This is a genomic window from Sphingobium sp. WR1, from assembly GCF_059693745.1.
Window position 1 is genome coordinate 68,099 of the sequence record NZ_JCATID010000010.1, and the last position, 21,411, is coordinate 89,509.

24 protein-coding genes are annotated in these 21,411 nt (G+C 67.1%); 14 read left to right on the forward strand and 10 right to left on the reverse strand.

Annotated features, from left to right (window positions below):
• Positions 1 to 28 precede the first annotated feature (28 nt).
• From AC58EF_RS13440 to AC58EF_RS13480, 9 genes are all read right to left on the reverse strand, one after another.
• Entirely contained in the window at positions 29 to 376 is a 348-nt protein-coding gene (locus AC58EF_RS13440) for a helix-turn-helix domain-containing protein (protein WP_497276848.1), read from the reverse strand.
• Positions 373 to 1,158 carry a type III secretion system export apparatus subunit SctT gene (gene sctT / locus AC58EF_RS13445; RefSeq protein WP_497276849.1) on the reverse strand — a complete coding sequence of 262 codons (786 nt, stop codon included), beginning with the start codon at positions 1,156 to 1,158 and terminating at the stop codon, positions 373 to 375. The genes AC58EF_RS13440 and sctT overlap by 4 nt, the downstream gene beginning before the upstream one ends.
• On the reverse strand, positions 1,158 to 1,427 hold the full coding sequence (gene sctS / locus AC58EF_RS13450) for a type III secretion system export apparatus subunit SctS (protein WP_497276850.1): 270 nt from the start codon (positions 1,425 to 1,427) through the stop codon (positions 1,158 to 1,160). The genes sctT and sctS overlap by 1 nt, the downstream gene beginning before the upstream one ends.
• Positions 1,420 to 2,070 carry a type III secretion system export apparatus subunit SctR gene (gene sctR, locus AC58EF_RS13455; RefSeq protein WP_497276852.1) on the reverse strand — a complete coding sequence of 217 codons (651 nt, stop codon included), beginning with the start codon at positions 2,068 to 2,070 and terminating at the stop codon, positions 1,420 to 1,422. Before sctR ends, sctS begins: the two co-directional genes overlap by 8 nt.
• 6 nt (positions 2,071 to 2,076) lie before the next feature.
• Positions 2,077 to 2,358: a FliM/FliN family flagellar motor switch protein gene (locus AC58EF_RS13460; protein WP_497276853.1), complete on the reverse strand. Its 282-nt coding sequence runs from the start codon at positions 2,356 to 2,358 to the stop codon at positions 2,077 to 2,079.
• Positions 2,359 to 2,388: 30 nt separating this feature from the next.
• The gene (locus AC58EF_RS13465) at positions 2,389 to 3,051 is read right to left on the reverse strand and encodes a hypothetical protein (RefSeq protein ID WP_497276854.1); all 663 of its coding nucleotides are present in this window, start codon (positions 3,049 to 3,051) and stop codon (positions 2,389 to 2,391) included.
• On the reverse strand, positions 3,051 to 3,362 hold the full coding sequence (gene fliO, locus AC58EF_RS13470) for a flagellar biosynthetic protein FliO (protein ID WP_497276855.1): 312 nt from the start codon (positions 3,360 to 3,362) through the stop codon (positions 3,051 to 3,053). The genes AC58EF_RS13465 and fliO overlap by 1 nt, the downstream gene beginning before the upstream one ends.
• Positions 3,359 to 4,486, reverse strand: a complete 1,128-nt coding sequence (locus AC58EF_RS13475; RefSeq protein WP_497276856.1) for an EscU/YscU/HrcU family type III secretion system export apparatus switch protein — start codon at positions 4,484 to 4,486, stop codon at positions 3,359 to 3,361. Before AC58EF_RS13475 ends, fliO begins: the two co-directional genes overlap by 4 nt.
• A gap of 410 nt (positions 4,487 to 4,896) precedes the next feature.
• Positions 4,897 to 5,064: a hypothetical protein gene (locus tag AC58EF_RS13480; RefSeq protein WP_497276857.1), complete on the reverse strand. Its 168-nt coding sequence runs from the start codon at positions 5,062 to 5,064 to the stop codon at positions 4,897 to 4,899.
• Positions 5,065 to 5,095: 31 nt separating this feature from the next.
• Between AC58EF_RS13480 and AC58EF_RS13485 the strand changes: the two genes are divergently transcribed.
• From AC58EF_RS13485 to AC58EF_RS13550, 14 genes are all read left to right on the forward strand, one after another.
• On the forward strand, positions 5,096 to 5,752 hold the full coding sequence (locus AC58EF_RS13485) for a lytic transglycosylase domain-containing protein (protein ID WP_497276859.1): 657 nt from the start codon (positions 5,096 to 5,098) through the stop codon (positions 5,750 to 5,752).
• Between the two features lie 3 nt (positions 5,753 to 5,755).
• Positions 5,756 to 7,732, forward strand: coding sequence for an FHIPEP family type III secretion protein (locus AC58EF_RS13490; RefSeq protein ID WP_497276860.1), 1,977 nt, complete (start codon positions 5,756 to 5,758; stop codon positions 7,730 to 7,732).
• A complete protein-coding gene (gene sctC / locus AC58EF_RS13495; protein ID WP_497276861.1) occupies positions 7,729 to 9,531 on the forward strand; it encodes a type III secretion system outer membrane ring subunit SctC in 1,803 nt (600 codons plus the stop codon). The genes AC58EF_RS13490 and sctC overlap by 4 nt, the downstream gene beginning before the upstream one ends.
• A complete protein-coding gene (locus AC58EF_RS13500) occupies positions 9,528 to 10,679 on the forward strand; it encodes a hypothetical protein (RefSeq protein WP_497276862.1) in 1,152 nt (383 codons plus the stop codon). Before sctC ends, AC58EF_RS13500 begins: the two co-directional genes overlap by 4 nt.
• Positions 10,680 to 10,702: 23 nt before the next feature.
• Positions 10,703 to 11,017, forward strand: a complete 315-nt coding sequence (locus AC58EF_RS13505) for a hypothetical protein (RefSeq protein WP_497276863.1) — start codon at positions 10,703 to 10,705, stop codon at positions 11,015 to 11,017.
• The gene (locus AC58EF_RS13510; protein WP_497276864.1) at positions 11,014 to 11,403 is read left to right on the forward strand and encodes a hypothetical protein; all 390 of its coding nucleotides are present in this window, start codon (positions 11,014 to 11,016) and stop codon (positions 11,401 to 11,403) included. The genes AC58EF_RS13505 and AC58EF_RS13510 overlap by 4 nt, the downstream gene beginning before the upstream one ends.
• A 144-nt stretch (positions 11,404 to 11,547) precedes the next feature.
• Entirely contained in the window at positions 11,548 to 12,264 is a 717-nt protein-coding gene (gene sctJ, locus AC58EF_RS13515) for a type III secretion system inner membrane ring lipoprotein SctJ (RefSeq protein ID WP_497276865.1), read from the forward strand.
• The gene (locus tag AC58EF_RS13520) at positions 12,261 to 12,704 is read left to right on the forward strand and encodes a hypothetical protein (protein WP_497276866.1); all 444 of its coding nucleotides are present in this window, start codon (positions 12,261 to 12,263) and stop codon (positions 12,702 to 12,704) included. The genes sctJ and AC58EF_RS13520 overlap by 4 nt, the downstream gene beginning before the upstream one ends.
• Positions 12,689 to 13,294 carry a FliH/SctL family protein gene (locus AC58EF_RS13525; RefSeq protein ID WP_497276868.1) on the forward strand — a complete coding sequence of 202 codons (606 nt, stop codon included), beginning with the start codon at positions 12,689 to 12,691 and terminating at the stop codon, positions 13,292 to 13,294. Before AC58EF_RS13520 ends, AC58EF_RS13525 begins: the two co-directional genes overlap by 16 nt.
• Positions 13,284 to 14,597, forward strand: a complete 1,314-nt coding sequence (locus AC58EF_RS13530; RefSeq protein ID WP_497276869.1) for a FliI/YscN family ATPase — start codon at positions 13,284 to 13,286, stop codon at positions 14,595 to 14,597. Before AC58EF_RS13525 ends, AC58EF_RS13530 begins: the two co-directional genes overlap by 11 nt.
• Positions 14,594 to 15,046: a hypothetical protein gene (locus tag AC58EF_RS13535; RefSeq protein ID WP_497276870.1), complete on the forward strand. Its 453-nt coding sequence runs from the start codon at positions 14,594 to 14,596 to the stop codon at positions 15,044 to 15,046. Before AC58EF_RS13530 ends, AC58EF_RS13535 begins: the two co-directional genes overlap by 4 nt.
• Positions 15,043 to 15,648, forward strand: coding sequence for a hypothetical protein (locus AC58EF_RS13540; RefSeq protein WP_497276871.1), 606 nt, complete (start codon positions 15,043 to 15,045; stop codon positions 15,646 to 15,648). The genes AC58EF_RS13535 and AC58EF_RS13540 overlap by 4 nt, the downstream gene beginning before the upstream one ends.
• A 93-nt stretch (positions 15,649 to 15,741) precedes the next feature.
• The gene (locus AC58EF_RS13545; protein WP_497276872.1) at positions 15,742 to 17,424 is read left to right on the forward strand and encodes a glycoside hydrolase family protein; all 1,683 of its coding nucleotides are present in this window, start codon (positions 15,742 to 15,744) and stop codon (positions 17,422 to 17,424) included.
• Entirely contained in the window at positions 17,414 to 18,010 is a 597-nt protein-coding gene (locus tag AC58EF_RS13550; RefSeq protein ID WP_497276873.1) for a hypothetical protein, read from the forward strand. The genes AC58EF_RS13545 and AC58EF_RS13550 overlap by 11 nt, the downstream gene beginning before the upstream one ends.
• A 58-nt stretch (positions 18,011 to 18,068) precedes the next feature.
• On the opposite strand, the gene AC58EF_RS13555 is transcribed toward AC58EF_RS13550, so the two are convergent.
• On the reverse strand, positions 18,069 to 21,401 hold the full coding sequence (locus tag AC58EF_RS13555) for a glycosyl hydrolase (protein WP_497276875.1): 3,333 nt from the start codon (positions 21,399 to 21,401) through the stop codon (positions 18,069 to 18,071).
• Positions 21,402 to 21,411: the final 10 nt, after the last annotated feature.

Consider the following 21,411-nt stretch of genomic DNA (forward strand, 5'->3'; position numbering starts at 1 on the left):
CGCCGGGCTGAAGCCCGGCTGAAATCGCTCATGTAAGCGGATGAAACAGCAGACCCGCCAGGGCGTTCAGTTCACGCACGCCATCCAGTTCGAGCTTGCGGCACATATTGTTGAGGTGGACGCGCACCGTATTCTCGCTGATGACGAGCAGGGTCGCGATGTCGGCATTGGCGCGTCCCCAGCCCAGGAAGCGCAGCACCGCCACCTCGGTCTTGGTGAGCGTGCCGATGGTCTGGCTATGTCGTTCGGGCACGCGGGAGCGGGGAATGCGATATTCGCCGACGGGCACCTCCTCCTCAGCCGCGCGCGCGTCGGCCTGGCGCAGCAGGCGCATCAGTTCACGCAGACGCGCTTCCTCGTCCTGCGCATCCGTCATCGCGCGAGCGTCCTTGCCACGGCGCGCACCACGTCGCTGCGGGTGGAAAGGTCCGTCAGCACCGCCTGCGCCAGCAGGGGCACAAGAATCAGCAGCAGCGCCGTCGCCGCCCAGCTCTTGATCGAGAGCGAAAGCGAAAAGACGTTCAATTGCTGCGCGAAGCGATTGAGCAGGCCGAGCGACGCATCGACCACATAGAGCATGACCAGGATGGGCGCGGCGAAGACCAGTGCCAGCGTCATGAGGCGGCCGAACTCCCCTTCGAACAGGAGCAGCGAGCGGGGATCGAGCTTCGGCCAGCTTTGCGCGATCGGCCAGATGGCGAAGCTTTCCATGATCGTGCCGACCAACAGCAGCAAGCCGCCCCAGGCCGCGAACAGGACATGGGCCAATCGTTGCAGCAGCGACCCGGTGAGCGAGGTCATGGTGCCGCCATTGGGTTCCAATATCTGGCCGATGGTCGCGCCGACCTTGGCATCGACGATTTCGCCCGCGGCCTCCATCGCCCAGAGGATGGTCGCGAAGAAAAAGCCGATGGCGATGCCGATCGCGGCTTCGCGGATCAGCATCATCGCCCAGCCGAAGGTGCCGATATCCTTCATCATGAAATTGGGCTGGAGCGCGAAGGCGATGCCGCCGAAGGTCAGGATGATGCCGTTGCGCACCGTCGCGGGAATGGTGTTCTGGGCGAACAGGGGAATGATCGCGAAGGCGAAGCCGAAGCGCGCCGACGCAATGCCGACCAGCAGCAGCTCCATCGTCCATCCGGGCACACCCTGCATCATTCGCGCACCATCGCCGGAAATTCGGTGAAGATGGTGTCGCCATAGCGATAAAGGCTGCCCGCCAGCAGGGAGGCCGTCAGGAAGATGGTTGCGACGATGGCGAAGAATTTCAGCGTATATTGCAGCGTCTGTTCCTGAAGCTGGGTCGCCGCCTGCACCAGCGCCACCAGCAGCCCGACCGCAGACGCCGCGACGATCGGCGGCGCGGACAGCAGCAGGACGAGCCAGAGCGCGTCGATGGTCATGCGCACGATGCTGTCAGACATAGCTGAGCACCAGTCCGTGCGAGAGCTTCACCCAGCCGTCGACCAGCACGAACAGCAATATCTTGAACGGCAGGGAGATAGTGACGGGCGACAGCATCATCATGCCCATCGCCAGCAGGATGTTGGAAATGACGAGGTCGATGACGAGAAACGGCAGGAAAATCAAAAAGCCGATTTGGAAGGCGACGGTGAGTTCGCGCACGACGAAGGCCGGCACCACGACGATGAAGTCGGTGGCGCTGGCCGCCTGTGTGCCGCTCTGTTTCGCGACGCGCTGCTGCGTGCGCAGGAAAAAAGCGCGCTCGTCAGCGGCGCTATGCCTGATGAGGAAGGCGCGCAGCGGTTCCTTGGCGCGATCGGCGGCGGAGAATATCTCGCTGGTCTGGGACGGGATCGCCTGTTCGCCCGAAGCGGTCGCCATCTGCTGCATGGTCGGATACATGACATAGACCGACAGGACCAGCGCCATGCCGTTCAGCACGACATTGGGCGGCACCTGCTGAAGACCGAGCGCATTGCGCAGCAGCGAAAGCACCACGACGATCTTGGTGAAGCTCGTCACCATCACCGCGAAAAAGGGCGCGAGCGCGATGAGGACAACGACGACAAGCGCGCTGCCGGGCGTGAAGGCGGACACGTCCATGGGCGATCAGCCTTCCTTGAGGATCGTCTCTACGAGCACGCCATAGCTGTCGCCGATCGACACGATCTGGCCGGTGGCGATGGCGCGGCTGCCGGCGAGGATGCGGACGGGCAGTGCGCCGTCGCGATCCTGAAGCGGTAGCACGCCGCCCTCCTGCACCGCCTGAAGCCGGGAAAGCGGCACATTGGCCTGATCCAGTTCGAAGTGGAGCTGGACCGAGAAATCGTCGGCCGGGAAGACGGGGCCGGCGGGCGTCGGCGAAGGGATCGGTGCATCAGTGTCATCCATGGCGTCCTCCTCTTGTTTTGATGTCCTGGTTCAACGCGGCTGGAAAAGCCGCTCGGCGGGACCGAGCCGGCCGTCGATCCGGCTTCCGGCCGGAAGGTGCAGGGTCGCGGCGAGCGGCGCCGGCCCCAGCAGCAGCATGTCGCCGCGCGCCAGGGCGGCGGCATCGGCCGGGGGCAGGCGCGGACCGTTTATGGTCAGACGGGTCCCTACCGGAATGTGGCCGAGCATGGCGGGCGCGAAGGGCGCCGGCGTGGGCAGCAGGGCCGCGTCCCGCGGCAAGGCGAGGTCGATCAGCGCCTCCCCGCCCTCGCCTTCGATCCGGGCGATGAGCAGGGCGCGACCGGGGCGCGGGCCGATGTCGCCGGGTTCGAGCGTCAGGCCGAGCACGCCTTCGAGCGCGGCGAGCAGGGAATCGGCGGCGTCGAGCAATAGCGCCATGGCCGGTCCATCCGCCGGGTCGAGCCGGACTAGCCGGTCGGCGAGGCGGACAATGCGGAAGGCGATGTCGTCAGCGCACAGGAACCAGGGTGATAGCTGATCGACAGGTTCAGCCCGAACGGGGTCTATGGCTAAAGGGAAGTGCGCGCGCAACGGATGCGCACCGACACGCACGCCGCATAGCGCGCCCAGCAGGCTCTGGCGCAGATGCGCTTCCTCCGCGTCCATCGCGCGAAAGCGGGGCTTGCCGGGCATCATGACTGGCCTAGCTCCCGTATCGCGGGCGCGGAACGGCCTTCGGGCCAGCGGGCGAGCAGGCTGATGCCGCCGCCGGTGACGCCGATCAGCATCACCTCGCCGCGCACTTCGACCAGGGCGATGCGCTCGCGCTGGCCGACGGCCATGGCGCGCAGGAAACGGATCGGTTGCTCGTTCGCCTCACCGCCGCCCTGGAAATGATCGTTCCAGCGGCGCAGCAGACGCAGCGCGACCCAGGCGAGGCCCAGCACCACCGCGAGCGCCAGGACCACCGCCAGCAGGCTGAGGAAGAAGGTGCCGGCGTTCATGCCGCATCCTCCCGAACCGGCGATTCAAGCCCGTCGCGGGCGCGACGCGCCCAGAGGATGATTTCGGCGATAGCATCGAAACTGTCGCGCGGGATCGGGCCGCCGACCTCGCCCTCTGCCCAGATAGCGCGGGCAAGGCCGATATTGCGGACGATGGGCACGCTCTCCCGCTCCGCTTCGGCACGCATGGCTGCGGCGAGCGGCCCTTCCCCCTTCGCCGCGATCAACGGCACCGGGCAATCGTCCGGGTCATAGTCAAGCGCGATGGCGAGATGGGTGGGGTTGGTGAGCAGCACATTGGCCCGACCCGCCGCGCCGATGGCGTTCTGGTTCGCCCATTCCTCATGCAACTGGCGCCGCTGGGCGCGCAGCATCGGGTCGCCCTCATTATCCTTATGCTCCTGGCGGATGTCGCGGCGGCTCATCCGCAATTTCTTGATGAAGCGGTGATGCGCCCAGGCGCGATCGGCGCCGGCAACAAACAGGAAGATGGCGCAGGTCCAGGCGAGCAGCTGGATCGAGAGCGAGCGAATCAGCGCCAGTATCGCCTGCGCCACCTTGTCGCCATGGTGCGCGACGGGGGACCAGCCGGCGGTCTGGATCAGGCTGACGAAGGCGTCGGCCGAGCGCCACAGGATGATGATCGCGATCAGCAGGATCAGCGCGGCCTTGGCCAGCGTCTTCACCAGTTCGATCAGATTGTCCATGCTGAACATGCGCTTGAACCCTTCGAACGGGTTCAGCTTGTCGAGCGAGGGCTTCAGCTTTTCGGTGGTGACGAGCGCGCCGACCTGAAGAAATTCGGCGATCAGGCCGACGATCGCGGCCGGGCCGAGGATCAGGAGACTGGCCGAAAGCAGCACCAGCAACGCCGCCCAGCCGAGCACGGGCGCGGCGGATTCGAAGGGCATGGCCGTCGCGGCGCCGAGCGTGTCGGCCATCAGGCCGGTAATCTGCGCGCCGGCATGGCCAGCGGCGAAGAGCAGCAGTAGGAACCACAATATCATGCCGATGGCCGGCGCCATATCCTTCGACTTGGCGACATCACCCTTGCGCCGCGCGTCGCGCAGCCGTTTGGGAGTCGGCTTTTCTGTCTTGTCGCCGCCGTCATTCTTGTCGGCCATGGTCGCTCCACACGTCGGAATAGTCGGGAAATATAGGACCGAGAGGGGAAGTGGCTTTGGGAGAGGCCGTGAACGGCGACCCAAGCACATCCCATGATGTGCGTGTGTGGACGCAAGTAAAAGTTTAGAGAAAACAGCATCCCGTCAACCCCATACTTCAGAATCGGGATGAAGCGTTTTGATTGATCGATGTTACGATCGCGACATAGACTTTCATCTAATCGAAAAGATTATATGACAGTTTTGTAACAGTTTCATACTAGTTAACTATTTTTTGTCATCTCATCGTCGTTCGAGCACCCTTTGTCTCGTTACAGTGGTTTAGTTGAAATTCCGGAGCAACAAGGCGCTGCCCTCTGGGTGGCTCGCCGGATTGGCGACGCCAAGTAAAAGCCAAGAAAATCCTGAATTTATACTGTTTTAGACGAATCGATGATTTGGTGTGTGGACGTCACCAGATAGGAGATCGTCAGGATGGGGATATTCGACACGCGCATTTTGCGCGCAGCAACAATAATAGCGATCACCTTTATTGGTGGAACTGCGTCTGCGGAAGATGGCGTCAGCTGGCGGGACATTGATTTCGGGTCCTGCCCGTTGCATTCCAACTTGCGCGTCGCAGGCCAGGACAGCGTCAACAGCTACATGGCCTTGCAGGGCTGCGCCGCGCGCATCGTCGCGGCGCCCAGAACGCCGGTCCGCTCCACGCCCGACGTGGCGCGGATCATCGGAGTCAGCGAGGACAAGAAGCCGCGCAAGCGCGGCAAGACCGTATTGGCGGAGCCGCCGGCCGGCACGCGGCGTGTCAGCGCGATGCTCGAACAACCGATCCGCATCGGCCGTCTCCGGGGCTTCATCAACCGCGATTTCGATCCGCATATCCAGGCGAGCGCACAGGCCTATCGCATCGACCCGCTGTTCCTGCACGCGATCATCGGCACCGAATCCACCTATGCCCCCGGCGCGATTTCCCATGCCGGGGCGCGCGGGCTGATGCAGATCATGCCCGGCACCGGCGCACGCTTCGGCGTTGCGAGCGAGGCGCTCTACGATCCGGCGACCAATATCGATACCGGCGCACGGCTGCTCAAGTCGCTGCAAAAGCGCTACGGGAAGGATTTCGACCTGATCCTGGCGGCCTATAATGCCGGTGAGGGCGCGGTGGAACGCTATGGCAACCGCATCCCGCCCTATCGCGAGACGCAGGACTATGTCGTCAAGGTGATGAGTCGCTATGCGGCGCTGCGCAGCGGATCGGGGCAATAGTCCATGGCCGCGTCCCTGCTGTCCCGCCTGAATCCCTCCAATCTGCCGCGCGGCGCGGTGCGCCCGGCCGACCTGATGCTGATCGTGGGCGTCGTCGCTATCGTCGCGTTGTTGATCCTGCCGCTGCCGACCCTGGTCATCGACATGCTGGTCGCGACCAATATCGCGATCGGCCTGCTGCTGCTGCTGTCGACGCTGCACATTTCCAAGCCGCTGGATTTTTCGACCTTTCCCACGGTGCTGCTGCTGACCACCCTGTTCCGCCTGTCGCTGTCGATCGCGACGACGCGGATGATCCTGACCACGGCGGAGGGCGGGCACATCATCCAGCAGTTCGGCGAGATGGTGGCTGGCGGCAATCTGATCGTGGGCCTGGTCGTCTTCCTGATCATCACCGTCGTGCAGTTCATCGTCATTTCCAAGGGCGCCGAGCGTGTCGCGGAAGTGGCGGCGCGCTTCAGCCTGGACGCCATGCCGGGCAAGCAATTGTCGATCGACAGCGATCTTCGTTCAGGTCTGATCGGCAAGGATGAAGCGCGGGAACGGCGGCGCACGCTGGAGATGGAAAGCAAGCTGCACGGCAGCCTGGATGGCGCGATGAAGTTCGTGAAGGGCGATGCCATCGCGTCCATCGTCATCGTCCTCATCAACCTGATCGGCGGCCTGGCCGTCGGCGTCTTCTCCCACGGGATGGAGGCAGGACAGGCGATGCACGTCTTTTCCATCCTGACCATCGGCGATGGGCTGGTCGCGCAGATCCCCGCCTTGTTCAGCGCGATGGCGGCGGGCCTGCTGGTGACGCGGACCACGGACGAAAGCCGCGACGGCAGCCTTGGCCCCGCCATCGCGCATCAGATCGGCAGCAAGCCCAAGGTGCTGATCCCGGCCGCGATCCTGTGCCTGCTAATGGCGCTGATCCCCGGTTTCCCGGCCGCCGTCTTCATCGGCATCGCCTTTGCGCTGGGTGGCGCGGCCGCCTGGCAGCATCCGGTGTCGCGCGCCTGGATCATAGGCAAGACCGCCCGGTTCGACACGCGCGAGAAGACGCTGCCCGAAACGCTGGAGGCGCAGCCCGCCGCGCCGCGCCCGGTGCGCCCGCTGGTGCTGGAGATCGCCGCGCCGGGGCTGGACGCAGAGCGTGCGGAAGCGCTGCGCGCGCGCTTTGTCGCGGTGATCGAGGCGGTGCAGGCACGGCTGGGCCTGCCGATGCCGACGGGCGAGATGGTGAGCCGACTGCTGCCCGATGGCGAGGCGCCGCGCTGGGCGCTCCATGCCTATGAGGCGCCGGTCGGGTCGGGCATCGCCGACGGGCCGCTGGAGGAGGCGATGGCCGTCGCGGTCGAGGCGCTGCTGCGCCGCCATGCCGCCCGCTTCCTGGGGCTTCAGGAAACCACCGCGATGCTCAACCGGATCGGCGCCGACTATCCCGATCTGGTCAAGGAAGTCGTCCGCGCCGTGTCCTCGCCCCGCATTGCCGAAGTGTTGAGATTGCTTGCCGAAGAGGAGGTCTGTTTGCGGAATATGCGCGACGTGCTGGAAGCCATTGCCGAGATCGGTCAGTCGGAACGCAATGCGGTGCCGCTGGCCGATCGCGCCCGCGTGGCGCTGCGCCGCTATATCGCCGCGCCCTATATGGCCGACGGGCGCTTCCCTGTGCTGGTCGTGGGCGGCCGGCTGGAACGGTTCTTCCGCGACAACCTTCAGAATGTGGAGGGCGTCGCCCATCTGGCGATGCCGCCGGATCAGGCGCGCACGCTGATTTCCATGATCCGCACCGAAGCGGGCAAGTGCGGGGCGCGCGCGATCGTCACCGCCTATGACCTGCGCCGGCCGCTGCGTCAGTTGACGGCGGGCGACCTCTTCGGCCTGCCGATCCTCTGCTATAACGAACTGACCCCGGCGCTGCCGCTGGACGTGGTCGGCACGCTCGACCGGACGCCTGACGCGATTGAGGAACAGCCGATGGAGGCCGCGGCATGAGGCCGATGCTGCGCCTTGGCTGCACATTGGCGATCGCCTGCGCCGCCCCTGCCCTCCACGCCGCCGAACCGCCCTTCGGCGACAAGAAGATCCATATCAGCGCGCGCGACCAGCCCGCGACCGATTTCCTCAACCAGTTCTTCGCCGCATCGGGGCTGCGCGTCGCGGTTGCCGGAACGGTGACGGGCAAGATCAACGGCCGCTTTTCGGGCCTTCCCGCCGATATCTGGCGACAGGTGTCGAGCGCGTTCAACCTGATCGCCTATTATGACGGGGCGGTCGTGACGGTCTACAACGCCAATGACGTGCAGAGCCGGACCATGGCGGTGGCGCCGGGCCGGGCCGCCGACCTGTCCGGCGCGGTGGCGCGCGGACAGCTGAGCGACGCCAACAACCGCGTACGCATCACGTCGGCAGAAGCGGTGCTGGCGACCGGCGTGCCCCGCTTTCTGGACCAGGTGCAGCAGATCGCGTCCGCCCTGCCCCGCACGGCCCGGCGTGAACAGCCCCCGGTCGCCGCGATCGCGCCGGGACAGGCGCAGCCGCTGACGCCGGGCGGAATCGAACCCTATGAGCTGCGCGTCTTCTACCTGCGCTATGCCCGCGCCGACGACACGACGTTGAGCACCGGCGATCGGGAGGTCCGGGTGCCCGGCGTCGCCACCACCGTGTCGCGCATCATGGGCGACGGCCTGCCGATCGGCGCCACGGGCCAAACCTATGGCGAGCAAAGGGTCCGCCAGTCGGTGCCGCGCCTGATGGGCAAGGGACTGGACAGCGTGGCGCCCGACGCATCGCGCTCCACCCCCTATGACAATGACGAGGAGGATTATCTGGGCCTGCCGGGCGGCAACCAGCCCGGAACGCAGCCCCAGCCCTTGCCGCAGGCCGGGCCGCGCATCACCGTCGATCCCTCGCTCAACGCCGTGATCGTGCGCGACCGGCCGGAAAATATGCCGGCCTATGAAGGGCTGGTGCGGTCGCTGGACGTGGCGCCGCAGATCGTGGAGCTGGAAGCGACGATCATCGACATCAATGTCGACAAGCTGCGCGAGCTGGGGATCAACTGGCGATTCCAGAGCGGCGACTGGGGCGCGCTGTTCGGCGGCGACATCGTGCGGCGGACGGGCAATCCGTTGACCGACACGCTGAATACAGGCGCGGTCAATCGCGGCCTGTCCCTGTCGGGCATCATCGGCGCGAACAACGAGTTCATCGCCCGCATCAACGCGCTGGAGGAAAAGGGCGCGGCCAAGGTCGTGTCGCGGCCGCAGCTGGTGACGCTGTCCAATGTCGAGGCGGTGTTCGACCGCACCCGCACCTTCTATGTCCGGGTGGCTGGCGACCGGCAGGTCGACCTGTTCAACGTGACGGCGGGCACGGTGCTGCGGGTCAATCCGCATGTCCTGATCGACAATGGCCAGCCGCGCATCCGCATGGTGGTGAATGTCGAGGACGGCGCGCTGCTCGACGGCACGGTCGACCGTATTCCGGTGGTCGAACGGGCCAGCGTCAATACGCAAGCGCTGATCACCGAGGGCGAAAGCCTGTTGCTGGGCGGGCTGACCGTCAATTCGGACATGGATGCGGAAAGCAGCATCCCGCTGCTGGGCCAGATTCCGGTCGTGGGCGAATTGTTCAAGACCCGGTCCAAGCGGCGCCAGCATACCGAGCGGCTGTTCCTGATTTCGCCGCGCATCACCCGGCTGGACACGCCGGCAGCAACGATGGCGCCCGCGCCGACCCGGCTGGGCGTAGCGCCGGCGGAGCCGCGCCTGAAGATGGAGAGCCTGCAATGACCACCGCCACCGTCGGCAAGATCGAAATCGCGCGCGGCACCGCGGTCGCCCGTCGCGTGCTCAAGCTGCTGTCGGGGCGGCTGGCGGGCAAGGCCTATCCGCTCGACGGGCGCGACCGGGTGAGCATTGGCCATGCCCTCGCCAATGACGTGGTGCTGCGCGGTGCGGGCACACGCGACTGCTCGATCGAGTTGCAGCTCAATCCCGACACGGCGCAATTGCGCGTGCTGCAGGGGCAGGTCGAACTGCTGGGCCGCACGCTGGAGGCGGGCGAGCAGGCGGTGCTGCCGGCCTATCTGCCTTTCCGCCTGGGCGAATATCTCGTCGCGCATGGCGCCCCGGTGTCGCCGCGGTGGGAGGATGCGGGCAAAATCGCCGATACGCCCTGCGGCGTGGCGGTAGGACCGTTGCAGGCGCCGCGCCTGTTCGACCGATTGTTCGACATGGGCCGCGCGCGGCTGGGCCGGATCGACCGGAAGACGGCGCGGCTGGCGACGGGCGCGGCATGTATCATATTGTTGGGCATCGCGGTGGCGCAGCCGCTCGGCACGCTGGTCGCGGGACATGCCGACACGGCGGCCTTGCAGCGCCAGGTGCGGCAAGCCGGTTTCACGGGGGTCAATGTCGCCGAAGCGTCAGACGGCAGCCTGACGGTGGGCGGCGTGGTGCGTGACGAACCGGAACTGGCCCGGCTGCGCGCGCTGGCGCAGCAACAGGGCGAAGGCGTGATCGTCGACGCCCAGACCGGACCGCAACTGGCCGCCGCCGCCACGGACATCCTCCAGAGCAAGGGCGTCACGGCGCGGGTCAGCCCCGCCCAGCCGGGCGCGCTGGTGGTGCGGGCAGGCTATATGCCGGCCGATCGGCAGGCCGTGGTGAAGGCGGACCTGCAAAAGGATCTGCCCGCCGTGAAGCAGGTCGGCTTCAAGGTCGACGACAGCCTGGACTCCAGCCCGTTGCAGGCCTTCTTCACCCAGAGCGGCGCGGGGCTGGCGACGATCATCGCCGATCCCGCCCATATCGTCACCGCCGACGGATCGCACTGGTTCCCCGGATCGACCCTGCCGACCGGGCATCATCTGGTGTCCGTCAGCCCCAGCGCCGTCACTTTCGAGAAGGATGGGCGGCTGGAACAGATCACACCCTGAACTGCCACGAAGGAGAGTATGAGATGACCGACAGCATTTCCCGCGCCGACATGGCCACGCTGGCCAGCACGCCGCTCACCGGATCGCGGATGCGCCAGGACGACGCATCGGGCAACTGGTTCGAGGCCTTCGCCTCCGCCTGGGGCAAGGCGCTGGACCAGCAGGCTTCGCGCATCGAGGAGAAATCCGACATGATCGCCAATCAGGGCGGCGACAATCCCTCGCAGATCACCATGCTGACCGCGGAAGCAATGAAGATGAGCTTCCTGGCCAATAGCTCGCACAGCTCGATCGACAGCGTGTCCAAGGCGCTGGAAACCATGGCGCGCAAGCAATGACCATGGTCGATCCGGTCACGGCGCAGGCGGCGATGCCCGCCCGTCAGGTGGAACTGCCCCCCGCCATGCCGCAGCAGACGGGGCAGGACGTGGCCGCCGATTTCCAGGCGTCGCTGAAGGTCGCGGCGGCCGAGCATATGAACGGGGCCGACATGTCGCCCGCCATGCGCGACATGCTGGGAACACTGGACAAGGTGAATGGCGAGGCAAAGTCGGTCGCCGACTATGCGCGCGCGGTCGAAGGCACGGGCGGTGAATTGACCCCCGGCGAGATCGTGCAGCTCACCATGCGCTGTCAGGAATTCATGTTCCACTGCCAGCTGACCTCCAACATCGCCAACCGCAGTTCGGATGGCGTGCAGCAGCTGTTCCGGCAGCAAGGCTGACGGGAAAGCGGAAGGAAGGATGATATGTTAGCGGCCTTGTTTCACCCCTCCCCTTCAGGGGAGGGGCCGGGGGTGGGGAATCACTCCACGCGCAGCGGCAGGCGGACAGCCCCCACCCCAACCCCTCCCCTGAAGGGGAGGGGCTTGATTGCCCTCCTCGCCGCGCTTGCGCTGGCGGGGTGCGGGAGCCAGGAGATTTACGGCCATCTGAAGGAGGATCAGGCCAACGACATCATCGCGGCGCTGCGCGACGCGCATGTCGATGCGGCCAAATCGTCGGACAAGGACGGACAGTGGAGCGTCGCGGTCAGCCCCGACGATTTTTCCAAGGCGATCCAGCTGCTGCGGGCCAAGGGCCTGCCGCGCGAGGATTTCGCCAATCTGGGGTCATTGTTCGAGAAGAAGGGGCTTGTGTCCTCTCCCACCGAGGAGCGGGCGCGGCTGATCTATGGCCTGTCCCAGGAATTGAGCCACACGGTGAGCGAGATTGACGGCGTTGTGCAGGCGCGCGTGCATCTGGCGATGCCGGAAGCCGATCCGCTGTCCGACACGGTGAAGCCGGCGTCGGCCGCGATCTTCGTCAAATATCAGCCGGGCTATGACCTGCGCGGCCAGACCGGAGCGATCAAGTCGCTCGTCACCAACAGCATCGAAGGGCTGACCTATGACAAGGTGTCGGTGGTGATGGTGCCGAGCCAGGCCGCGCCGCCGGCCGAGCAATCCATGTTGGTGGCCAGCTTCGACAGTTGGGCGACCCGCATTCTGCTGGCGCTGGTCGGCGCGGGCGGGCTGGTCGCCTTGTTCTGGCGGCGGCGCAGGCCCGCCGCCGTCCCGGCTAGAATGGAGGGCGAGGAGGCGTGACGAGCAGTTCAGCGGCACGGCGCGAACTGGCGCGGATGGCGGTGCGAGGCGGCTGGCCACTGTCGCGCGGCGCGCGCTTTCGCGGGACGGGGCGACCCGGCTTTGCCGCGCTCCGCGCCATGCCGCGCTGGTCGGTGCTGGACGCCCAGGCGCAGGAGCAGGTCGCCATGGTCGCGCTGCTGATCGGCGCGCAATCGGCCCTGTCGCGCCTGATCGATGGCGCGATGCTGCGCGGCTATGCGTTGCTGGTCGGGCCGGCGGTGCTGGAGCGCATCTGGATGCTGGAGGCGGGCGGCCGCGATCCGCTGCCGGCGGTCGAGGCTCTGCCGCGCGCAGCGAACCGGCTGCTGGTGGCCGCGGCGCAGGAGGATGAAGCGCGCGGACGCATGGCGCAGGCCGAGACGATGTTACGGGAGATGGATGCATGGCCTTCCACCTGATCCATGCCGACGGGCGCAGCCTGCTGGCGAGCGACCGGCCGCTGCTGCGCGCGGCGGAACGGCAGCCGGTCGAAGAGGCCGCGACGCTGCTGGACGAGGTGCGCGACTGGCACGACCGACAGGGCGATGCGCTGGCGGCAGCCCGCGCTGTGGCGGCGGCGGAAGGGCGGCAGGCGGGCGAGGCGGACGGACGCGCCGCCTTTGCGACGGCGATCGCCACGCTGACCGACCAGGCGCAGGCCGATGCGTTGCGCCGCGACGAGGATATCGCCGCGCTGGCGTTGGCGGCGTTACGGCAGATGATCGGTGCCCTGCCCGACGAGACGGTGATGAGCGGCGTCGCACGGCGGGCGGTGGAAACGCTGGGATCGCGTGGACCCGTGCTGGTGGAGGTGTCGGAGGCGATGCTGCCCCATGTCGAGCGAGCCTTTGCCGACCGGCCGTCCCCGGTCGAGGTGGCGGTGCGAGCGCAGGAGGGGCTGACCGACGACCAGTGCCGGCTGACGGCCCCGGACGGACGGATCGTTGCGGATCTCGACGTTCAGATCCAGTCCTTCGCCACGCGCTGGGAGGTGGCCGATGCGCTCTGACACACGCCTCACCGCCCTGTTCGACACGCTGGAGGCCGGTCCCGCCTTCGAGCAGCGGGGCAAGGTGCGCGGCGCGATCGGCACCGCCATCCGGGTGAGCGGCGTCACCGTGCGGATCGGTGACATTTGCGAACTGGCAAGCCCCGCCGGGCGTCACAGCCTGCTGGCCGAAGTGGTCGGCCTGTCCGAACATGAGGCCATCCTGTCACCGATGGGCGATTTGCGCGGCCTGTCGGGCGAAACCGAGGTGATGGTGCGTGTCGGCGAGGATCGGGTGCCCGTGTCGGCCGCGCTGCTCGGCCGGGTGCTCGACGCGCGGTTGCAACCGCTCGACGGCCTGCCGCCGGTGGATTCACCGGCAAGCCAGCCGCTCTACGCCGCCGCGCCCAATCCGATGGAGCGGCGGCGCATCGATGCGCAGGTCGATACCGGCGTGCGCGCGATCGACGGGCTGCTGCCGCTGGGTCGTGGGCAGCGAATCGGCGTGTTCGCCGCGGCGGGCGGCGGCAAGAGCACCTTGCTCGGCACGCTGGCGCGACAGGCGCAGGCGGACGTCATCGTCATCGCGCTGATCGGCGAGCGCGGGCGCGAGGTGCGCGAGTTCATCGAGGATAATTTGGGCGCGGAGGGGCTGGCGCGGTCGGTGGTGATCGCCTCCACATCCGACCGGCCCGCACTGGAGCGGGCGCGCGCCGCCCATGCCGCGACCGCCATTGCAGAAGGGTTTCGGGCCGAAGGCAGGCATGTCCTGCTGCTGATGGACTCCGTGACCCGCTTTGCCCGTGCGCTGCGCGAGATCGGCCTTGCGTCCGGCGAGCCGCCGGTGCGGCGCGGTTTTCCGCCGTCGGTCTTCGCCGAACTGCCGCGCCTGTTCGAGCGGGCGGGCTGCGATGCGCGGGGCGCGATCACCGGCATCTACACCGTGCTGCTGGAGGATGAGGAAGACGACCCGGTGGGCGAGGAGGTGCGGTCGCTGCTCGACGGCCATGTCATCCTGTCGCGCAAGCTGGCAGCGCGCGGCCATTATCCCGCTATCGACATCCTCGTCAGCCAGAGCCGGCTCATGGGGCAACTGGTGGAGGAGGGCCAGCGCAGCGCCGCCCTCTCCTTCCGCGCGATGCTAGCCAAGCTCGACGAGATCGAGCTGCTGCTCCAGGTCGGCGACTATAAGCCCGGGCAGGATGCGCTGGCCGACCGCGCCATCGCCCGACGCGACGAGATGAACGGATTTCTGCGGCAATCGACGCATGAGGCGACGCCTTTGCTGATGACCCGCACCCTTTTGAGAGGATTTGAGGCATGACAGAACAGATTGACCAGTTGAACATCATTCTGCGCCTGCGCAAGCGCGACCTGGATTGCTGCGAACGCGCGGTGGCCGGGGCCCGCAAGGATGTCGCCGCCGCCGAGGCGCAGGAGGGCGAGGCAGCGGCGGCCCACGCGCGGGCGCTGTCGCGCTGCGCCCTGGCGTTGGTGGAGCAGGCGCAGACGCCCTGCGATCCGCTGGTGCAACTCCATTGTCGGGCGGCGAAGGAACGGGCGGACAGAGCGCAGCAATTGCGTGCGTCGGCGAGCGCCGCGCTGGCCGATGCGCGAACCATGTTCGACCGGCTGAAACGCGAATGGCTGCGCGCGCAGGCACGGCACGACGCGATCCTGAAGGAGCTGGAAAGCGCCGTGCGGCAATGGCGGCGGCAGGTCAGCCGGCGGGCCGATGACGAAGTGCGTCCGCGCCCGGTGGCGCTGGCATGACCGCGCCGGTGGCCGAGGCGAACGGCCCGCGCGCGACACCGCCGCGTATCGCCGCTCCAGCCCGGCCGGATCGGGAGGCCACCGAAGGTTTTCGCGATGCGCTGGCGCGCAGGAGCGGGCGAATGGAGCAGCGGACGGCGAAGGCGAATGCGCGGGTGGATGGCGAGGGACAGGCGACCGCGCCGATGACGGGACATTTTCCCCCGCCCTTCCAGCAAGGGCCGCGCAAGAATCAGGACCGACCGGGCGGTCAGGATGATGGGCGCGGCGCCGGACAGGTGCGGACCGCCGATGCGGCAGGCCCGCCCCCTGCCCCCGCCGCGCCGGTGGGCACCGGCGCGGCCGACGCAGCCGCCTTCGCAGCGCTTGTTGCGCGCTTCGACGCGGGCGCGCCCACCTCCGCTGCGACCCAGTTGACCCTGCCCGGCGAGCAGTGGCGCACCGGGCAGGTGGTGATCGACCAGCAGGCGGCCCGCCTGTCGGTTTCGGTCGATCTGGGCGCCGACGCGGACGGTAAGGACGAAACCCTGAAGGAGTTGGAGGCCCGGTTGCGCGCACGCGGACTGGACGCGAGCGTCGGGGCGCTGACCGGCCGAGGCTAATCAGATCGCTGATCCCCCTAGTCGGATCGCTTAGCGCGCGCCATGCCGTCCCGGCCTAGCTTGCCCCGGATCGACGCAGGCAGGAGAGCGGGCATGGCCGACATGATCGGGAGCGCGACGGATTTCGGGTCCATGGCCAGGGACTGGCTGGGGTCGCTGGGCCAGGATGCGCAGCAGGGGCTTGAGACGTTCGTCGATGGGCTGGGGCTAGACGGGCTGGTGTCGGAACTGGACCAGCTGCTCGCCCGCCCTTCCACGCTTGACGCCTATCTGCCGGCGCAGGAGCGCGCCACGACGCCGACGCCGGTCGAACCGCAAAGCTATCGGGTGAAGAAGGGCGACACGCTGGGCGCGATCGCGGCGAAAACCGGGAACAGCGTCGAAGGGCTGGCGCGGCTCAATGGCCTGGCCGATCCTGACAGGCTGTCGATCGGGCAGGAGCTGAAACTGGGCAAGGCCGCGGGGACCGGCGAGACGCAGGCAACCGGCATCCGACAGGTTGGGGCCGCCAGCCAGAATATCGATACGCCATCCGCATCCGGCCTGTCGCAAAAGGGCATGGACTTCCTCTACGATCATGAAGCGCAGAAGGGCGTCAGCAACCATCTCCACTGGCCCAAGGGCGCAAGCGGAGTCACGCTGGGACCAGGCTATGACATGAAGGGCCGCAGCGCGAGCGCGGTCGAGCACGACCTGACCGCGATCGGCGTCGATCCCGCCGCCGCGCGCAAGGCAGGCGAAGGGGCGGGCCTGTCGGGCACGGCCGCGCGCGACTTCGCCGCCGCAAACAAGGATCTCATCTCGCTCAGCGCCGATCAGGAAAAGGCGCTGCTGCGCCAGACGGTCGAACCCTATGCCGCCACGGTGAGAGATGCGGTGAAGGTGCCGGTAACGCAGAACCAGTTCGATGCGCTGGTGTCCTTCGCCTATAATATCGGCACCGGGCAAAATGGCTTCAAAGGCAGCACCGCGCTTAGCCGGCTGAACAAGGGCGACACGGCTGGCGCGGCCGAGGCGATGACATGGTGGAACAAGTCGGAAGGCAAGGTTTCGCAAGGGTTGATCAACCGTCGCGCCGACGAGGTGGAACTGTTCAACACGCCGGGCGGTCAGGCTGCGGGCGCGGGCGGGCCGGTCGAACAGGCAACCGCTCTGGCGGCGAGCGCCACCAGTCCCGACGCACTCGCCGCGACCATCGCGACAAAGGGCGACGCGCAGGCCAAGGCGGATCTGGCCGCCGGGCGCAAGGTGGTGGTGGCGCTGCGCACCGATACGGATACCGGCGCCAATGGCGGCAAGGGCGTCTATGACGACCGGATCGCGGTGGTCTGGAAGGATGATGCCGGCCGCTATCAGGCGAAGATCTTTGCAGGCAATACCGAACCGTCCGGCCAATATGGCTGGAATGGTCCCAAGGCCTCGCGCGGATCGCACACCGACATGAATGGCGACGGCAAGATGGACCTAGGCCGGTTGCAGGCGGGCACGATCCGCTATCAGCAGCAGTCGGGCGAATTTCTGGGCAACAGCTTCTTCCGCGCGACCAGGACGCAGGTGGCCGAACGCGACACCAATCAGGACGGCCGTTTCACCGCCGCCGACAGCAACCGGATCGACCGGTCGGGCGCGGGAACCAGCATGTTGATCCATCAGGGCGGTGCGAACAATACATGGTCGGCGGGATGCCAGACCATCCCGAAGGCACAGTTCGACGATTTCGTCGCCGCGCTTGGCGGGCAGAAGGCGTTCAGCTACATATTGGTCGATGGTCGCTGATAAACGCCTGATCCCGCTCCTCGTCCTGGCGCTGGCCGCCTGTGGCGGCTCCGGGTCCAACCCGCCCACGCCAGCCAGAACGGATAATGCGACGGCGCAGCAACCCGCGCCGCCCGCCACCGGCAATGATGGGCATATGGTCGCGCCCACCGATCCGGCAGCGTCGCGGATCGACTTTGCCGCGCTGGCGGGGCGATGGAAGGTCGTCCGGGTCGCGGTGGGCGACGGCGTGCAGGCGCTGGTCGCCGACGATCCCGCCTATATGGGCCGATCGGTCGATATCGGCCGCGAACGACTCGCCTGGGTGGACGCCGCTGGCGGCCAACCCGGCGCCACCGTCTCGGACGTCTGCGATGGTCCCGTCACCGCGCGGCAGAGCGGCGCGGCGGCCCAGGATTATGATCGCCAGTTCGGCGCGCAACTCGCCACGCTGAAGATTGCCGATCCCGATCCGCACGCGGTCGAATGCAATGACGGGCAATGGGGGCCGGAGGCCGCCGGAGGCGCCATCCTCTTCCCCGCCGGGGACGGCATCGCCATGAGCTGGTATGATGGCGCGATGCTGTTGCTGGAGCGCGCGCAATAGCCTGCGCGGGGCGGCGACGTGCCGCCCGTCTGGATGTTCCATCTGACTTGAAGTCGCTTTAGCGCTCCTCCGCCAGCAAGGTGACGGGGCCGATCAGGCCGGACGGACGCAGCGGTGCGTCTGGCTTGTAGGTCGGCGCGGCGGTGAAGGTGATTTTCTGCGCGCCGGGCTGCTGGTCGCCGATCAGGCGATTGACCCAGAGATTGGCGACCTTGATCTCCAGATCATTGCTGCCCGGCCGCACCAGCTTGCCGATGTCCAGCCGATAGGGTGCGAACCAGCTCGTGCCGGCGGGCTGGCCGTTGACGCGAACCTCGGCAATGTCGCCGACCTTGCCCAGATCGATCCAGAGCGGCGCGCCGGCCTTGACGCCCCGGGGCAGGATAAAGCGCGTGTCATAGGTCGCCGCGCCGGAAAAATAGCGCACGCCCTTGTCGGCGCTGGTGTCCAGCGGGATCAACGTCGGCATGTCGACTTTCGCCGGCGCGCCTCGCCCCGGCTGGAAGCGGACGGTCCAGCCATTGGCAAGCATCGCGAGCGGTTGCGTGGCCTTGGCCGCGATAGTGGCTGACGGCGCCTTGGCGGGCGTGCGGAACAGGATGAAGAAGGCATCCTCCGCGCCGACATCGAGCGGGATCACGGTTTCGCCGCCTTCGGTGCGGTAGGAAAGGGGCCCCGCCGTGCCGTCGATCGCGCGCCAGATTTCCGGCTGCCTGCCGGTCACGCGAAAGCGGGCCTCGATCCGGCCGGCCTTCGCGGTGCGGTTGTTGACGAAATAGACATCGCCATCGACCAGCTTACGATGGACGAAGCGATAGTCCGCGTCCGCAGCGCCATCGCTGATGCGGAAGTCCGGGCCAAGGCCGACGCTGGCAAGCGCGGCTTCGGCATCGTGGCCGGTGATGACGTTGCCCTTGCCGATCGATGCGCCGCTCCAGAGTTTGTCGGCCAGCGCCCGGAAGGCGGCGGCGTCATCCTGAAGCCCCGGCGCGCGTTCGGGCGCGCTGCCGATCACGGTCGCGCCGGCTTCGACCAGCGCGGCGATCCGTTGCAGCGTCGCCAGCGTCATCACCCGGCTCGATCCGCCGAGATAGAGGGCGCGGTAGCGCGCCTTTCCGGCAACCAGTTCGCCATTGTCCACCGTCATGCGGTTGGCCAGGATATCGGCATTGACGAAATCATAGGCATAGCGGGTCGGCAGGTCGGCGGGCACGCCATGTTCGAACAGCGCGGTGATCGGCGCATCCTCGCCGTAGAAATAGGCGAGGTCGGCATGATCGCGCCCCTGCTGGAGCAGATAGCCGGTGCGTGCCATATAATCGACCCAGGGCCTTGCCATCTCCGCCCAGCTTTCATGCCGGTTGAAATATTGACCGAAGATCATGAGGCTGAGGCCGGGCAGCTTGTCGTCGACCGGCTGATGGACCGAGGTGTGAACGATCGGCCGGTTGACGCCGGAGGCAAATTCCAGGTCGATGACCCGCTTCAGGTCGGACGGCGCGAAAGCCCAGGGCGCGAAGGCCGATGTCATGGATTCGGCCGACACGACATTCTGGCCATAGATATGGGCGACCGAGGCCGCGCCCTTCATGTCGCCGATCAGGGTCGGGCGCGGTGCCGCGCCGCGATTGAAGGTCCACATCGCCGCCATCGGCACGTCGGTATGGGACCGCATGGCAAGATCGTCACCCAGGACCGGGCGACCATTTTCCAGCGCCTCACCATAGACGGTCAGCCCATACTCATGCGCGACCTTGGCCACCGTGCCATAATGGGCATCGGCGAGCAGGTCGGCCAGCGTCTGGCGATAGTCATGGAGGAAGGCGTCGCTACGCGCGGCCGACCCGACCACTGCGCGGGTCAGCGTCGGGAGGAAGGGTATGGGGTCATAGCCGCGACGCGCCTTGAACTCCTCGACCATGCGCGGCGTCCAGTTGGAAGCGCCGACCTCGATACTGTCGGTGAGCAAGGCTCTGATGCCCTTTTTCCCGATCCAGTCCGCGCCCACCGTGTCGCGGTACATCCCAAGATAGGTTTCGAGATAGCGACGGACGGCTGCGGCGTCATATTTGTCGACTTCGAGGCCTGTGGCTTCGGGCGTGGCAGGATGATTGGTCTTGCCGGTCAGCGAATAGCCCAGACGAACGACGCGCCAGTCGCTGCCCCGGGGCGCGGTCCAGTCCAGCGTGCCGTCAGGGCGCAGGCGGTCGGTCAGGTCGACCACTTTTGCCGGATCGATCGCAGGCGCGGACGGCGCGACGCCGTCGCTCAGCCGGTTGTAGTCCGGGACGATCGCATAGCCGGCCTTGGCTTCATATTGATCGATCTTCGCTTCCACCGAGAGGCGCAGGTCGCCGATGCCCAGCGTCGGACTGTCCGGGCGAGCGAAGACGTCCAACATGACTGCGCCGGGTGCTCCGTCTCCCAAGCCGGGCGACTTGAGCGCATCGTTCGGCGACAGGACCAGACGGAAACGGCGCGCGGTGACGGGCGCGAAGCCGATCGTCGCGGATACTTCGGTCAGGGCGAAGCGACCGACCGGCTGCCACCCCTGCGCCGTCTCCGCCTCCAGCGTCGGACGATATGCCGGATCGCCGAAGGGCGGGCGGGCATGGGGTATGAACAGGCTGGCGGAGCGGATGGCGACGGGCTTGCCATAGTCGAGGACCAGCGCACCGGGGTTAGCGGCGTCGCCCTTGGCGACCTGCGCCACGGTTTCAAGATCATTATCGAACAGCGGCGCGGTGGCAAGCGTGCTGCCATCGGATTGCGTCACGCGGGGCTGTGCCAGCGGCGTGGCACTGACCGGATAAGCGAGGACGCGGGCATCGGCATAGAAGCTGGGCAGCGCGGCGCTTTCGCCACCGCCCGCGAGTGGATCGCTGAACTTCGCGCTCTGGAACGGACCGGTAATGGCAGGCGGCGCGGGGAGAGCGCCCTTGAGCCGTTGGCCGCCACGCAGGTCGGTCTCGCTCCAGACCAGTTTCTTCATCGCATCTTCCGGCTTGACCCAGGGACCACCCGTCTCGCTCCAGCCCGGCGAAGCGGCTATGGCGAATTCCAGCCCCTTGGCATCGGCGGTCTGGACCGCGTGGCGGAACGCGTCCTTCCAGCCATCCGTCATGTAGATGAGCCGTTGCGGCACGATCTGCGGCGTCTGGAGATTGGCATCGAAATTCTGGACCCCGCCAATGCCCATGCGCGCCATCCAGTCGAGATCCTTGTCGATCCCTTCCTGGGTCACGTTGCCGTTCATCCAGTGCCACCAGACGCGCGGGCGCGCCGATTGCGGCGGGTTCTGGAAGCCGTTGGCCAGTTCATCCGCCAGTGCCGGCGCGGCGAGAACCGTGCAGGCCAGCAAGGCGGCGAGGCGAAGGGTGCGAGCTTTCATCAGGGGAGCG

Coding starts and splice junctions, on each gene's coding strand:
- AC58EF_RS13440 (WP_497276848.1), bottom strand. CDS start 376: ATGACGGATGCGCAGGACGAGGAAGCGCGTCTGCGTGAACTGATGCGC.
- sctT (WP_497276849.1), bottom strand. CDS start 1,158: ATGCAGGGTGTGCCCGGATGGACGATGGAGCTGCTGCTGGTCGGCATT.
- sctS (WP_497276850.1), bottom strand. CDS start 1,427: ATGTCTGACAGCATCGTGCGCATGACCATCGACGCGCTCTGGCTCGTC.
- sctR (WP_497276852.1), bottom strand. CDS start 2,070: ATGGACGTGTCCGCCTTCACGCCCGGCAGCGCGCTTGTCGTCGTTGTC.
- AC58EF_RS13460 (WP_497276853.1), bottom strand. CDS start 2,358: ATGGATGACACTGATGCACCGATCCCTTCGCCGACGCCCGCCGGCCCC.
- AC58EF_RS13465 (WP_497276854.1), bottom strand. CDS start 3,051: ATGCCCGGCAAGCCCCGCTTTCGCGCGATGGACGCGGAGGAAGCGCAT.
- fliO (WP_497276855.1), bottom strand. CDS start 3,362: ATGAACGCCGGCACCTTCTTCCTCAGCCTGCTGGCGGTGGTCCTGGCG.
- AC58EF_RS13475 (WP_497276856.1), bottom strand. CDS start 4,486: ATGGCCGACAAGAATGACGGCGGCGACAAGACAGAAAAGCCGACTCCC.
- AC58EF_RS13480 (WP_497276857.1), bottom strand. CDS start 5,064: ATGTCCCGCCAGCTGACGCCATCTTCCGCAGACGCAGTTCCACCAATA.
- AC58EF_RS13490 (WP_497276860.1), top strand. CDS start 5,756: ATGGCCGCGTCCCTGCTGTCCCGCCTGAATCCCTCCAATCTGCCGCGC.
- sctC (WP_497276861.1), top strand. CDS start 7,729: ATGAGGCCGATGCTGCGCCTTGGCTGCACATTGGCGATCGCCTGCGCC.
- AC58EF_RS13500 (WP_497276862.1), top strand. CDS start 9,528: ATGACCACCGCCACCGTCGGCAAGATCGAAATCGCGCGCGGCACCGCG.
- AC58EF_RS13505 (WP_497276863.1), top strand. CDS start 10,703: ATGACCGACAGCATTTCCCGCGCCGACATGGCCACGCTGGCCAGCACG.
- AC58EF_RS13510 (WP_497276864.1), top strand. CDS start 11,014: ATGACCATGGTCGATCCGGTCACGGCGCAGGCGGCGATGCCCGCCCGT.
- AC58EF_RS13525 (WP_497276868.1), top strand. CDS start 12,689: ATGGCCTTCCACCTGATCCATGCCGACGGGCGCAGCCTGCTGGCGAGC.
- AC58EF_RS13530 (WP_497276869.1), top strand. CDS start 13,284: ATGCGCTCTGACACACGCCTCACCGCCCTGTTCGACACGCTGGAGGCC.
- AC58EF_RS13535 (WP_497276870.1), top strand. CDS start 14,594: ATGACAGAACAGATTGACCAGTTGAACATCATTCTGCGCCTGCGCAAG.
- AC58EF_RS13540 (WP_497276871.1), top strand. CDS start 15,043: ATGACCGCGCCGGTGGCCGAGGCGAACGGCCCGCGCGCGACACCGCCG.
- AC58EF_RS13545 (WP_497276872.1), top strand. CDS start 15,742: ATGGCCGACATGATCGGGAGCGCGACGGATTTCGGGTCCATGGCCAGG.
- AC58EF_RS13550 (WP_497276873.1), top strand. CDS start 17,414: ATGGTCGCTGATAAACGCCTGATCCCGCTCCTCGTCCTGGCGCTGGCC.
- AC58EF_RS13555 (WP_497276875.1), bottom strand. CDS start 21,401: ATGAAAGCTCGCACCCTTCGCCTCGCCGCCTTGCTGGCCTGCACGGTT.